This is a genomic window from Pseudomonas sp. S36, assembly GCF_016647875.1.
Classification (GTDB): Bacteria; Pseudomonadota; Gammaproteobacteria; order Pseudomonadales; family Pseudomonadaceae; genus Aquipseudomonas; species Aquipseudomonas parafulva.
Window position 1 is genome coordinate 14642 of sequence record NZ_JACVVG010000040.1, and the last position, 13692, is coordinate 28333.

Annotated in this window: 8 protein-coding genes and 2 tRNA genes; 5 read left to right on the forward strand and 5 right to left on the reverse strand. The window is 61.7% G+C overall.

Translation table 11 applies throughout. The features are described from left to right. Positions 1–338 precede the first annotated feature (338 nt). From IAE36_RS18955 to rnr, 3 genes are all read right to left on the reverse strand, one after another. A complete protein-coding gene (locus IAE36_RS18955) occupies positions 339–1799 on the reverse strand; it encodes a metallophosphoesterase (RefSeq protein WP_201214001.1) in 1461 nt (486 codons plus the stop codon). Between the two features lie 281 nt (positions 1800–2080). Next, positions 2081–2827, reverse strand: coding sequence for a 23S rRNA (guanosine(2251)-2'-O)-methyltransferase RlmB (rlmB, locus tag IAE36_RS18960; RefSeq protein ID WP_028631824.1), 747 nt, complete (start codon positions 2825–2827; stop codon positions 2081–2083). Continuing rightward, entirely contained in the window at positions 2824–5403 is a 2580-nt protein-coding gene (gene rnr, locus IAE36_RS18965) for a ribonuclease R (RefSeq protein ID WP_201214002.1), read from the reverse strand. Before rnr ends, rlmB begins: the two co-directional genes overlap by 4 nt. 270 nt (positions 5404–5673) lie before the next feature. On the opposite strand from rnr, the gene IAE36_RS18970 reads away from it, so the two are divergent. The 5 genes from IAE36_RS18970 (at position 5674) to IAE36_RS18990 (ending at position 9763) form a co-directional block, all read left to right on the forward strand. Beyond that, positions 5674–5760 (forward strand) — tRNA-Leu (locus IAE36_RS18970). 86 nt (positions 5761–5846) lie between these two features. After that, positions 5847–5933 (forward strand) — tRNA-Leu (locus IAE36_RS18975). Between the two features lie 126 nt (positions 5934–6059). Beyond that, entirely contained in the window at positions 6060–7082 is a 1023-nt protein-coding gene (locus IAE36_RS18980) for a methyltransferase domain-containing protein (RefSeq protein ID WP_201214004.1), read from the forward strand. A gap of 102 nt (positions 7083–7184) precedes the next feature. Continuing rightward, on the forward strand, positions 7185–8198 hold the full coding sequence (locus IAE36_RS18985; RefSeq protein WP_028631827.1) for an extracellular solute-binding protein: 1014 nt from the start codon (positions 7185–7187) through the stop codon (positions 8196–8198). Then, on the forward strand, positions 8198–9763 hold the full coding sequence (locus IAE36_RS18990) for an ABC transporter permease (RefSeq protein WP_028631828.1): 1566 nt from the start codon (positions 8198–8200) through the stop codon (positions 9761–9763). Before IAE36_RS18985 ends, IAE36_RS18990 begins: the two co-directional genes overlap by 1 nt. A gap of 457 nt (positions 9764–10220) precedes the next feature. Here the strand turns inward: IAE36_RS18990 and IAE36_RS18995 are convergent, their stop codons facing one another. Both IAE36_RS18995 and IAE36_RS19000 read right to left on the reverse strand, forming a co-directional pair. Further along, a complete protein-coding gene (locus IAE36_RS18995; RefSeq protein ID WP_201214006.1) occupies positions 10221–12155 on the reverse strand; it encodes a methyl-accepting chemotaxis protein in 1935 nt (644 codons plus the stop codon). Between the two features lie 209 nt (positions 12156–12364). Continuing rightward, complete coding sequence (locus IAE36_RS19000; protein ID WP_060480686.1) at positions 12365–13657, reverse strand: adenylosuccinate synthase; 1293 nt, start codon at positions 13655–13657, stop codon at positions 12365–12367. Positions 13658–13692: the final 35 nt, after the last annotated feature.

A 13692-nucleotide genomic window follows, 5' to 3' on the forward strand; every position in this document is an offset into this window, starting at 1 on the left:
GTAGTCTGCCAGCGAATCTGGTCAGACAAGGAGTGAATGACACTGTATGTCTTGCACGGTGGGGAGGCACATGCGCGCCTGCCAGGTCGGCAAGGGGCGCAATTGTAGAGAAGGCCGCGCGTACAAGCAAGGTGATTGGTGATTATTTGAACAGCCAGGCGTGAGCTGCGATGAGATAGGGGCTGGGAGCTCACGCTCCGACACCGAACGCTGGCTTGTTCGCTTGAGCGACGACGTCGCCGTCCACTCTCCGTCCGCCTGCCGGGAAACTGGCCCATCCTGGTGAGCGGACCAGTACCTCGATCCTGTACAGCTAGGAAGCTCAGCACCCCGCCAGCTCATAGGCCGAGCGAAAGGGTATAAAAGCCCTGAGATGCCAAGCCCCACCCACTGCGCTTGAGCCCCTCAGGCAAAGGATTCAAGTTTTGAAACTGAGGAATGGAAAAGTCACCTCGGTAATCCCCGCCATAGCAGCGCCTGGTCCCCGTCCCTGAAAGGCATAACTGCCCCATGCTAGGCACATACCCACGCACTTTCATCGACATATAATAATTGTTGGCTTGACGAGGGCATTTCGACCTGTCGATCCACGTTTTCTCGGCCCCAGGCAGTACATAGAGCGAGCAGGCCTCACCGGTGTATGAATGCCCCCTGAAGAGTTCAACGTGCAGCGAATCATTCGGAGGGGGTGGCGCAGGCCCAAAGCGGACGAACGATTCGCCTGCATCTGCAGTATTTACGACATTCTTGACGTGAAGAATATTCTCGTGCCAATCAAAATACAGGGCAAGGTAGGACCGGTCGAGCAGCGCCCCCGTTTGAAAAACAGGCACTTTCCCAATCGTCGTCTTACGGCCAATTTGAGTATGATAGTGCCCCGCAAACACTGCGATCACCCCCGTCTCTTCCAGGAGGGCCCTGAACGCACCGGTCTGCACTTGCGGATCCTTCCAACCTGTTCGTTTATGCAAATTTACAATACTGACCTGACCTCGGCGTTTGGCATCGCGCAAATCTGCACTTAGCCAATTCATGGAATTCTGGATCTCGAAATAAATGGGATAATCAAGCGTGCCACCCTCAAACTGTCTTGTGTACGTGGGTTCGAGATTCAACTGCACGATGTGCAACTTCCCCACATCGACTGAGTACGAGAGGGACCCGGTATGTTTCGAGGGGGCTCCGCCGCCAGAGGTGAACCTGTGATCGAAATTGACCCCCCGGGATTTACTCTGGATTATCTCAACCCACGCAATATGGTCACACACCGCATCGCGAGCACACCCGTTATTGGTGCAATCATCTACATTTTGATCGTAATCATGGTTACCCAGTCCAGGCAAAATCAAGGGCCCTGGCTTCAAGGAGGGGGCCATTTTGAAGCGGCCCTGCACCGCGCTTCGCTCCTTACCATGCCCGAAGTCAGTTATATCGCCATTGATGATAAGGGGAACATACGCATCCCCCTGCCGCTGGATGCGTAAACTGGCCATGTAGCTTTCACCCAACACCGCCTTCCATTTTGTTTCATCCCTGGATTCATCATAGGGATTTCGGCTAGTGACTACACGAAACGCTTGGGGATCTGATGCGATGATTACTTTTTGCAACTGACCCGGGACTGGCGTCTGCCAGTCACCGGCTATGTAGGAGGCATAGTTGTCAGTGCTCGTTTGCGGACAACCACTTACCCCGCCTAACGGCTCAGTACTTGCGCCGGCCGCAACAGCCTGACCAGGTACCAGCGCAGAGAGCAACGACACTGTACAAAACATTTTCCACGTGTTCGAAACCCGCATGATGCAAATCTCCCATTTACCCCCAACGGCCCTTACCCGAAAGCAAACAGTGGCGACTAGATAGACGCATGGGTAATTAGTACAAGCAGATGGAGCGCCCCTCAACTGGCAGAACTGCCAGGTGTAAACGAAGGATGTTTGCAACCATGCAGCTATAATCGGACACAGGCGGCACTGCCACTCAGCCCACTAATGAAGGCACTCGGTAACACGCGACTGGCGTTGAAGACCAAGTGCCTTACATGTGGAGAATGGAGACAAGCAAGAGCGGACAGGAAGTATCAGCGCTTGGCCTGGCGCTGACGCACGGCTTCGAACAGGCAAACCCCGGTGGCCACCGACACATTCAGGCTGCTGACACTGCCGCCCATCGGCAACTTGACCAGGAAATCACAATGCTCACGGGTCAGGCGGCGCATGCCCCTGCCCTCTGCGCCCATGATCATCACCAGCGGGCCGGTCAGGTCCTGCTGGTAGATCTCCTGCTCAGCCTCACCGGCGGTACCCACGACCCACAAACCGCGTTGCTGCAGTTTCTCGAGCGTGCGTGCCAAATTGGTTACAGCTACCAGCGGGATCACCTCTGCGGCTCCGCAGGCCACCTTGCGCACCACGGGCGTCAGGGTGGCGGACTTGTCCTTGGGCACCACCACCGCCGTCGCACCGGCCGCATCGGCAGTGCGCAGGCAGGCGCCCAGGTTGTGCGGGTCGGTCACGCCATCGAGCACCAGGATCAGCGGCGGGGTTTCGGTGCGCTCGAGCAACTCTTCGAGCATCAACTCACCCCACACCTGGCTAGGGCTCACCTCGGCGACCACGCCCTGGTGAACGCCCTCGACCCAGGCATCAAGTTCGCGGCGCTCGGCCTGGCCGACCGCCACGCGGTTGTCGGCAGCCAGCGCCAGCAAGGCCTGCAGGCGCGGCTCGCTGCGCCCTTCCGACAGCCAGATCTGCTTGACCCGTTTCGGATGGTGCTGCAGCAATGCCTGCACGGCATGCACGCCGTAGATTTTTTCCAGCTGACTCATGACTTGCTCTTGCTCTTGCGTTGGGTACCGGACTTCGACGGGCCTTTACGGTGCTTGGTGGGCTTGCCGGTGGCCTTGCTGCCCTTGTCGGACTTGCCACTGGCACTACCGCCGCTGCGGGCCTCGGTCATCAACGCCTTTTTCATTTCGCGGCTTTTGCGCACTTCGCTGTTGCGCTGCACGGCGTCCTTGGGGAAGTACGCTTCGGCGGTTTCGCTCTTGCGGCTGCGCGGCTTCGGCGTGGCCTTGGCTTCCACCGGTTGCGCCTGCTCGGCCGGGGCGCCGGCAGGGACTGCGCCACGCTGCTTGCGGCCAATCGGCGCGGCCAGGGTCTTGTCGGCCACCTCGAAGTCGATCTTGCGCTCGTCCAGGTCGACGCGCATGACCTTCACCTCGATGGTGTCACCCAGGCGGAAGCTGCGGCCAGTGCGCTCGCCGGACAGGCGGTGGTGCACAGGGTCGAAGTGGTAGTAGTCGCCCGGCAGGGCGCTGACGTGCACCAGCCCTTCCACATAGATGTCAGTCAGCTCGACGAACAGGCCAAAGCCCGTCACCGCCGTGATTACACCCGGGAAGGTTTCGCCCACACGGTCCTTCATGAACTCGCACTTGAGCCAGTTGACCACGTCACGGGTCGCTTCATCGGCCCGGCGTTCGGTCATCGAGCACTGCTCACCCAACTGCTCGAGGGTGTTCTCGTCGTACGGGTAAATGCGGGCTTTGGGGATGCTCATGGCGCCGGCACGCTTGACGTGCGGGGTATCCACCTTGGAGCGGATGATGCTGCGGATGGCGCGGTGCACCAACAGGTCGGGGTAACGGCGAATCGGCGAGGTGAAGTGGGTGTACGCCTCGTAGTTCAGGCCGAAGTGGCCGTTGTTGTCGGTGCTGTACACCGCCTGGCTCAACGAGCGCAGCATCACCGTCTGGATCAGGTGGAAGTCCGGGCGCTCGGCAATGCTCGCCAGCAGGGCCTGGTAATCCTTCGGCGACGGGTCCTTGCCCTTGTGCAGCGACAGGCCCAGCTCGCCCAGGAAGGCGCGCAGTTTTTCCAGCCGCTCCGGCGGCGGGCCGTCGTGCACGCGGTACAGGGCCGGTACGCCGTGCTTCTGCAGGAACTCGGCAGTGGCCACGTTGGCAGCCAGCATGCACTCTTCGATCAGCTTGTGCGCATCGTTACGCACAGTGGGGCGAATTTCCGCGATTTTGCGTTCTTCGCCGAAGATGATGCGGGTTTCCTGGGTTTCGAAGTCGATGGCACCGCGGGTATGGCGGGCATCCAGAAGCACCTTGTACAGGTTGTAGAGGTTCTTCAGGTCTGGCACGACCGCCTTGTATTCCTCGCGCAGGGCTTTGCCTTCACGGGTGCGGGAATGCTCGAGCATGCTGCTGACCTTGTTGTAGGTCAGGCGGGCATGGGAATGGATCACCCCTTCATAGAACTGGTAGTCGACCATCTGCCCAGCCTTGTTCATGGTCATTTCGCACACCATGGCCAAGCGATCGACATGCGGGTTCAGCGAGCAGAGGCCGTTGGACAGCTCCTCCGGCAGCATCGGCACCACACGCTCCGGGAAGTACACCGAGTTACCCCGCTGCTGGGCTTCCACATCCAGGGCCGAACCCAGGCGAACGTAACTGGAGACGTCAGCGATGGCCACGTACAGGCGCCAGCCACCGGAGAACATGCGCAGCTTGCCCAGCGGCTCGCAATACACGGCATCGTCGAAGTCGCGGGCATCTTCGCCGTCGATGGTGACGAACGGCAGATGGCGCAGGTCAACGCGCTTCTCCTTGTCCTTCTCCTCGACTTCGGAGCGGAACTTGCGCGCTTCCTTGATCACGTCCTGGGGCCATACGTGGGGGATATCGTAGCTGCGCAGGGCAACGTCGATTTCCATGCCTGGGGCCATGTAGTTACCGATGACCTCCACCACGTCGCCTTGCGGCTGGAAGCGCGGGGTTGGCCAGTGGGTGATCTTGATCTCGACGAACTGGCCGATTTTTGCCCCGCCATTACGCCCCGCCGTTACCAGCACTTCCTGCTGGATCTTGGGGTTGTCGGGGGTCACGTAGCCGATGCCGCCTTCTTCGAAATAGCGGCCCACCACGCTTTCGTGGCCTCGGGAAATGACTTCGACCAGCACGCCTTCGCGCCGGCCGCGGCGGTCGACGCCCGAGACACGGGCAAGGCCGCGGTCGCCGTCGAACACCAGGCGCATCTGCGAGGGGCTGAGGAACAGGTCTTCGCTACCGTCATCGGGGATGAGGAAGCCGAAGCCATCGCGGTGGCCGGACACGCGGCCGCAGATCAAGTCCAGCTTGTCCACCGGGGCATAAGTGCCGCGCCGGGTATAGATAAGCTGGCCATCGCGCTCCATGGCCCGCAGGCGCCGACGCAGGGCTTCGATCTGGTCTTCTTCGTGCAGACCGAACTCTGCCGCCAGCTCCTCGCGTGCGGCCGGTTCGCCACGGTCGGCGAGGCGCTGCAGGATCAGCTCACGGCTGGGAATGGGGTTGTCGTATTTTTCCGCTTCGCGAGCGGCCTCGGGATCGAGGGATTGCCAATCGGCCATCAGAAGGGGTTCACCTTGGGGTATATAGATAGGAATTCTGGCATAGGCGTATTGAAACCGGAAATGTCAGCCTTGGACAGCCCCAGTGGCGTGTCCGGCGAACGGGAATAGGCTCGTGAAATCAACAAGTTGAATTTTTTGAGATTTTTTTTGATCGGGGGCTTTACAGCCCTCGGAGGCATCCGTATAGTGCGCACCACAACGACGGACAACCCCGCAGTTGTAGTAGAGATGAACGGCGCTGTAAAGCATCTTTTATCTCGAATGTGTGCCCAGGTGGCGGAATTGGTAGACGCGCTGGTTTCAGGTATCAGTGACTTAACGGTCGTGGAAGTTCGAGTCTTCTCCTGGGCACCAAGATTTTCAAGTAATAGATGACCAAGGATCTGTTACTACTGTGTGAAGCGAACAATAATCGCCTTCACCAGACGATGTAAAGCTTTGCCCAGGTGGCGGAATTGGTAGACGCGCTGGTTTCAGGTATCAGTGACTTAACGGTCGTGGAAGTTCGAGTCTTCTCCTGGGCACCATACAAAAACCCACTAGCTTGCTAGTGGGTTTTTTCTTGCCTGCTGGTTTTGTAATGTCCAGCCGGATTTGCAATACAGAATCATTCTCATCTAGCATCTGGCTTTCTCTCATGGAGCGAGCCTGCAATGAGCATGGACCTGACTACCCCTCACCCGCTTCAAGCCTGCTGGGACCTGCAACTGGCAGGCCTGGCCGCCGACGCCCTGCGCACGGCACTCACGGTTGAACTGTTCGATCACCTGCAGCACTTCACTGCCCCCGCGCAATTGGCCAAGGCGCTGGATCTTGAGCCCTTCAACACGGGCTACCTGCTGGAAATGCTCTGGGCCCAAGGGCTGCTGGAGCGTGATGAGCAAGGCAACCAGTACCGCAATGGCGATACAGCCCGCCGTTACCTGAGCCGCAGCGCCGATGATTACTGCGGTGACGCCCTACTGTTTCGACACCAGGTACTGCGCCAGGCAGGCGCTCCCCTGGAGCAGGCGCTACGTAACGGCCTGCCGCCGGCTGCAGCGCCCGGCCCAGAGATGGCCCGCCGCTGGGCAGAGGCAGCACGGGTGCAGATCGCCCAGGAGCAGCAAGCGGTGACAGCCGACGTTGCGTGCCAGTTGGTCGACCGGCTGCCGCACGCCACGCGCCTGAAACACATGCTGGACCTGGGCGGCGGGCCAGGCCTGGTTGCCATCGCCCTCGCTGAACGGTTCACGGCATTGCAGGGCACGGTGTTCGACTTCGCCGAAACCGCCGCCGTTGCCCAGGACAATATTCTGCGCGCCGGGCTGGAGAAGCGCCTGAATATCATTGGTGGTGATCTGGACCATGACGGGTTTGGCAGTGGCTATGACCTGATCTGGTGCTCGTCGGTGTTCCACTTCGCCCGTGACCTCGATGGGCTGATACGCCGACTTCATACGGCGCTCAACCCCGGCGGTGTGCTGATGTGCTGCCACGCCGAAGTGCCACGCAACCGGCACACGGCAGCGCGGGTACTGCCTTATTACCTGCATATGCGCATGCAAGGGCGGCATGTATTGCCAGCCGGCGAACTGGCGCAGCGGCTGCGCAATGCCGGGTTCGTGGATGTTCGCCAGGAGGATGGCCTGAGGTACCCGGTGGCGCCGGTGACGGCAGTGGTTGCCTGTAAGTGATGGCGGCACCCAACCATGAATTTCTTCTCACGTGGCCACTTGAGAAACGATTTCGTTTACCATTGTTTCCAAATATGTAGCCGTAAGCGAGGAAGTACCCGCATGACGATCCGCCCGCAACCGCTGATGCGCACCCTGGCTGCCGCCGTGCTGAGCCTGGTCATCGGCGCTCCGGCCGCCATGGCAGACGCCCCGGTCACCCTGACCATGTACAACGGTCAGCACAAGGAAATCGGCGAAGCCATCGCCAAGGCCTACGAGGCCAAGACCGGCATCCATATCAATATTCGCAAAGGCAGCAGTAACCAGCTGGCCAGCCAGATCATCGAGGAAGGCGACCGCTCGCCCGCCGACATCATCTACACCGAAGAGTCGCCGCCGCTGAACAACCTGGGCGAACTGGGCCTGCTGGCCAAGATCGACGACGCTACCCTGAACATGCTGCCCAAGGAATATGTGGCCGCCAACGGCAGCTGGATGGGCGTTACCGCCCGTACCCGTGTGGTGGTGTTCAACCCTAAGAAGATCGACGAGAAAGACCTGCCCACCACGGTAATGGACTTTGCCGACCCTGAATGGGACGGGCGCGTCGGCTTCGTGCCGACCAGCGGTGCATTCCAGGAGCAGGCCGTGGCCATCCTCAAGATGCATGGCCGCGAGGCCACCGAAGAATGGCTCACGGGCCTGAAAGCATTCGGCAAGACCTACACCAACAACATGGTGGCGCTGAAAGCCGTTGAAAAAGGTGAAGTGGCTGCGGTGCTGGTGAACAACTACTACTGGTACGCCCTGGAGCGCGAGCGCGGCAAGCTCGACTCCAAGCTGTACTACCTGGCCGATGGCGATGCCGGCAACCTGGTGACCATCTCTGGTGCTGCGGCCGTGAAGGCCAGCAAACACCCCAAGGAGGCCCAGGCCCTGCTGAACTGGATGGCCAGCGAAGAAGGCCAGCGGGTGATCACCCAGACCACCGCCGAGTACCCACTGCACAAAGGCATGGTGTCTGACCGCGGCCTCAAGCCGTTCGAAGACCTGCGCCCACCTAAGATATCGCCAGCCGACCTGGGCAACGCAGAGGAAGCGATTGAACTCGAACGTGAGGTCGGCCTGCTCTGATGACTGCCGCCTTGACCCAGCCGGCGCCGGTACGCTTCGTGCCGCGCCGCAAGCGCCCCTCTGTCTGGGTGGTGCTGCCCGTACTGTTCCTGGTCGCCATGAGCCTGCTGCCCTTGCTCTACGTGGCCATCAAGGCCTGGGAAGCCGGCTGGCGAGAGGCGCTGCACCTGCTGTGGCGGCCCTTCGTATGGGGGTTGATGCGCAACACCCTGCTGTTGATGGTGGGGGTAACGCTGACCTGCATGGTGGTGGGCCTGGCGCTGGCCTGGCTGCTCGAGCGCAGCAACCTGCGCGGTCGCAGGCTTTGGGGGGTAGTGCTGTGCCTGCCCTTTGCGGTGCCATCCTTTGTCAGCAGCTTCACCTGGGTATCGCTGAGCTCGGACTTCGAAGGCCTGGGCGGGGCGATCCTGGTAATGGCCCTGTCAAAGTACCCCTTGGTGTTCTTGCCCGTGGCAGCCACCCTGCGCAACCTCGACACCTCCCTGGAAGAGTCGGCGCGTACCCTGGGCTGCAGCCGCTGGGGGGTGTACCTCAAGGTCACCCTGCCACTGCTTTGGCCGTCGATGCTCGGTGGCGCACTGCTGATTGCCTTGCACATGCTGGTGGAATTCGGCGCCCTTTCGATCCTCGGTTTGCAGACCTTCACCACGGCGATTTACCAACAGTTCGAACTGGAGTTCAGCAACGCCAATGCCGCCATGCTGTCCGCCGTGCTGCTGGCAATGTGCCTGGTGATGCTGTGGCTGGAACTGCGTGTACGCGGCAAGGCTCGCCATGTGCGCATCGGCCAGGGCGTGGCGCGCCGGGCGCAACCTGTTCGGCTGGGCGGTTGGGCACTGCCCGCGCAGTTGTTCTGCCTGGGCCTGGCGGTACTGGGCAGCGGCATCCCATTGGCGATGCTCGGTTACTGGTTGAGTGTGGGTTCGTCGGCCGCCTTTCCGGTAGCAGCCATCTCCAAGGCCCTGTTCACATCGCTTTCGGTATCGCTGGGCGGCGCAGGCTTCTGCGTACTGCTGGCTTTGCCGATCAGCTTCCTGGTGGTGCGCTACAAAGGCCGCCTGGCCATCTGGGCAGAGCGCCTGCCGTACCTGCTGCACGCCCTGCCCGGGCTGGTGATCGCCCTGACGCTGGTGTTCTTCGCTCTGCACTACGTGCCGGCGCTGTACCAGACGTCGGCACTGTTGCTGCTGGCCTATGCGCTGCTGTTCCTGCCGTTGGCCCAGTCACCCGTACGCACCGCGCTGAACAAGGCCTCGCCGACGCTTGAAGAGGCCGCCAGAACGCTGGGCGCGAGCAGCTTCACGGCATTTTGCAGGGTCACGTTGCCGATCATCTTCCCCGCCATGGCGGCCGCCTTTGCCCTGGTGTTCCTGGATGCCATGAAGGAACTGACCGCCACATTGCTGCTAAGCCCGACCGGCATGACTACCCTGGCCACCGAGGTTTGGGCGCACACGGCCAATGTCGAGTTCGCGGCAGCGGCGCCGTATGCGGCGCTGCTGATTGTGGTGTCGGGGTTGCCGGTGTATTTGCTGACTACGCGGATGTATCTGAACAAGGCCTGACCAGCGCACAACGTCAGGCATAGCGCGGCGCGCTCCCACAGTGATTGCGCCAGCTTTGAGACCTTGTGGAAGACAGCTTCATCTACAAGGATTGCGCAATTTTTCTGACTAGCAGTGTGGGTGCCTCTATGGGAGCCTGATTCTGCTGTCTGTCTCGTTGGTGACCTTCTTCGTCTGGTACTTCAGCCGCCAACGCCCCGCAGCCCTGCTGCGACGCCAAGGCCAGTTGGGCGCTTCCGCCTGATCATGCGCTTTCGCCGGTGAACCCCCATCCTGTGGGAGCGGGCTCACCCGCGATGCAGGCAGCGCGGTGCATGGCACCGGCTTCGCCGGTGTTCGCGGGTAAACCCGCTCCCACAGTGATGGACTGCCCCACAAAAGTTGGACAGTTTCAGCTAGCAGCCTTGAGGCCATGAGTCCTGTATCCCACAGGGGTGGCGTGGGTGCCTGGGATAGCTCAGGCACGGAACTGGCCCAAGCTTGCCCGCAACTGCGCCGCCAGGTCATCCAGTACCTTGCTGCTGGCGGTGGTCTGCATCACCACCTCGGCCGAGCGCTCGGCCTGGACGTGGATGGTTTCGACCCGCCCCCGCACCGCCTGGGCCCCACTCGCCTGTTGCTCAGCCGCACGGGTGGCCAAACCGATGGCCGCGTGCACCTGCTCCACCGCCGCCTGTACCGACTGCTGACGGCGCTCGTTGTCACGCAGCACCAGCAACCCTTCATTGGCCTTCACCCCCGCTTGGCTGATAGTGGCGACGGCTTCCTTGGCACCCTTCTGCAGGGCGGCGATATGTGCCTGGATGTCCCCGGTAGAGCTCTGGGTCTTGCTCGCCAGGGCACGCACCTCGTCAGCGACCACGGCGAAGCCCCGGCCCGTTTCACCGGCACGCGCGGCTTCGATGGCGGCGTTCAAGGCCAACAGGTTGGTCTGCTCGGCGATGCCATGGATCACCGTCAGCACCACCTCGATCTGCTCGCTCTGCTTGGCCAGCCTTTCGATTACCTGGGAGCCCGCATCCACCTGGCCAGCCAGGTTCTCGATCAGGCCGGCCAACTGGGTAGAAGTGCGGGTGTTTTCATCGGTCGCCTGGCGGATATCCACCACCTGCTGCAGCGCGGCCTGCATCGCATGGCTTTCGGCCTGGGCCTCGTCGGCCATGCTCGACAAGTCGCGCAGGCTGGCAGCCACTTCATCACGCTGCAGCGCGGCAGCCGCATCGGCGCCGGCGTTACGCTGGGCCATGGCGCCGATCTCCACCCCGGTGCGCTGGGCCACCTCACCGGCCTCGCGAACGATGGGCTGCAACTTGTCGACAAAACGGTTCACGGCCGAGGCCATGTCGCCGATCTCGTCACGGCTGTCCATACGCACCCGCTTGGTCAGGTCGCCTTCACCGGCTGCCAGGTCGTCGAGCGCCGCAATCAGCAGGCGCAGCTTGCTCACTACCCGCCGGCCCAGCACCACGGCCACCACCAGCAACACCCCCAGCCCTACCATTACCAGGCCCAGGCCAATGCGCCAGCGCAGCTCGCCTGCTGCATCACGAACCGTCTGTGCGGTATTGGCCTGCATCGCGGCGGCGCTGCCTTGCGCCTTTTCCAGGCGCTCACGCAAGGTCTTGCCGCTGTCGGCGGCAGCGCCCACCAGGCTGTCGCCCACCAGCTGCTCGCCACTGGCAATCAGGGCAGCGAAACGTTGGTCGAGGGCCGCCAGCTGCTGGTCGATGCCCGCTGTCGACACCCCCATCAGTACCTTGCCGATCTCCGCACCATTGGGGTTGATGGGTGCCTCCACGACATACACAGCCGGGTCGCGGCGGGCCGCCTCGATGACCTTGTCCAGCGCACGCTCACCCTGCCCCTTTTCCATCAGGGCCTGGTTGATGGGGTTTTGCCGGTTCAGGTAGCGGGTCAGGTGCTGGCCCTGGGCGTCGTCGTAGATGACGAACAGCACGTTGGGGTTGCGCTGGGCACGCCGGGCGAAATCGGAAAGCACCGGTACATCGTTGTCCCAGATGGCCCGGGGCGCCACCGAAGCCAGCAGTTCGGCCATATCGTTGGCCGATTCCTTCAGGCTTTTTTCGAGGGTGGCGCGCAGTTGCTGCTGTTCGGCCTGCAGGCGCTCCGAAAGGCCTGCACTCAAGCGCTGGCGGGTACTGCTGGACAACCCGTCAAGGCCGGCGCGCACATCTTGCCCGGCCTGCTCCAGGTCGCCAGTGAGTTGCTGGCTGTCCTGGCCCAGCCGCTCGCTCAGGTCGGCCTCAAGGGCAGTGACTGTGCTTCGCGTGAGGGCAACAGCCACCAGTACCTGCACCAAAAGGGCGATACCCAGGGCCACAAAGACAGGCCGCAAGAGGCGGCTTCGTAACAGTGAGAGGATGGCAGACACGGTGTAACCCTCGTGTTTTCTGGCGCCACTATTTTGATGGCATCGACAGATATTTCTTACAGCAAGGGTTGTGCCGGGGCAGCGGGGATAAGCGCCAAGGTTGAGCAATCTGCGAGAGGGGGAGACGGTTGCCCGCAACAGGCATTGCACAATGTAAAACGCCGCGCCCCCTTGCAGGGACGCGGCGTCAGGTCAACCTGGCAGGCCGATCAGGCGAACGGATGGCGCAACACGATGGTTTCGTTGCGGTCCGGGCCGGTGGAGATGATGTCGATCGGCGCGCCAATCAGCTCCTCAATGCGGGTGATGTAGGCACGCGCATTGGCGGGCAGTTCTTCCAGGGTCTTGGCACCCAGGGTCGACTCGCTCCAGCCCGGCAGTTGCTCGTACACCGGCTGCAGGCCGATGTAGCTGTCGGCGTCGGTCGGTGCTTCGATCACTTCGCCGTTGGCATCCTTGTAACCTACGCAGATGCTGATGGTGTCCAGGCCGTCGAGCACGTCCAGCTTGGTCAGGCAGATGCCCGAGATGCTGTTGACGTCGATGGCGCGGCGCAGGATGACGGCGTCGAACCAGCCACAACGGCGGGCACGGCCAGTAGTGGAGCCAAACTCATGGCCACGCTTGGCCAGGGTAGCGCCAGTTTCATCGAACAGTTCGGTCGGGAACGGGCCAGAGCCCACGCGCGTGGTGTAGGCCTTGGTGATACCGAGGATGTAGTCCAGGTACATCGGGCCAACGCCGGAGCCGGTGGAAATACCGCCAGCGGTGGTGTTGGAGCTGGTGACGTACGGGTAGGTACCGTGGTCGATGTCCAGCAGCGAGCCTTGGGCGCCCTCGAACATGATGTCCTTGCCGGCACGGCGCAGCTTGTGCAGCTCGGCGGTGACGTCGAGCATCATCGGCTTGAGCTGCTCGGCATAGGCCATGCACTCGTCCAGGGTCTGCTGGAAGTCGATGGCAGGCTCTTTGTAGTAATTCACCAGCTGGAAGTTATGGTAGTCCAGCAGCTCACCCAGCTTGGCGGCGAAACGCTCACGGTGGAACAGGTCGCCCACGCGCAGGCCACGGCGTGCCACTTTGTCTTCGTAAGCGGGGCCGATACCACGGCCGGTGGTGCCAATCTTGGCTTCGCCACGGGCTTTTTCACGGGCCTGGTCCAGCGCCACGTGGTAAGACAGGATCAGCGGTGCAGCCGGGGAAATGCGCAGGCGCTCGCGCACCGGTACGCCCTTCTCTTCCAGCTTGGTGATTTCACGCATCAGTGCATCCGGGGCAACGACCACGCCGTTGCCGATCAGGCACTGCACGCCTTCACGCAGGATGCCGGACGGAATCAGGTGCAGAACGGTCTTTTCACCGTTGATCACCAGGGTGTGGCCCGCGTTGTGGCCACCCTGGTAGCGCACTACGGCGGCAGCATGTTCGGTCAGCAGATCGACGATCTTGCCTTTGCCCTCATCACCCCATTGGGTGCCCAGGACGACGACATTCTTACCCATTACATTGGTCCTCATTCACGCAAACTTGGTTGCCG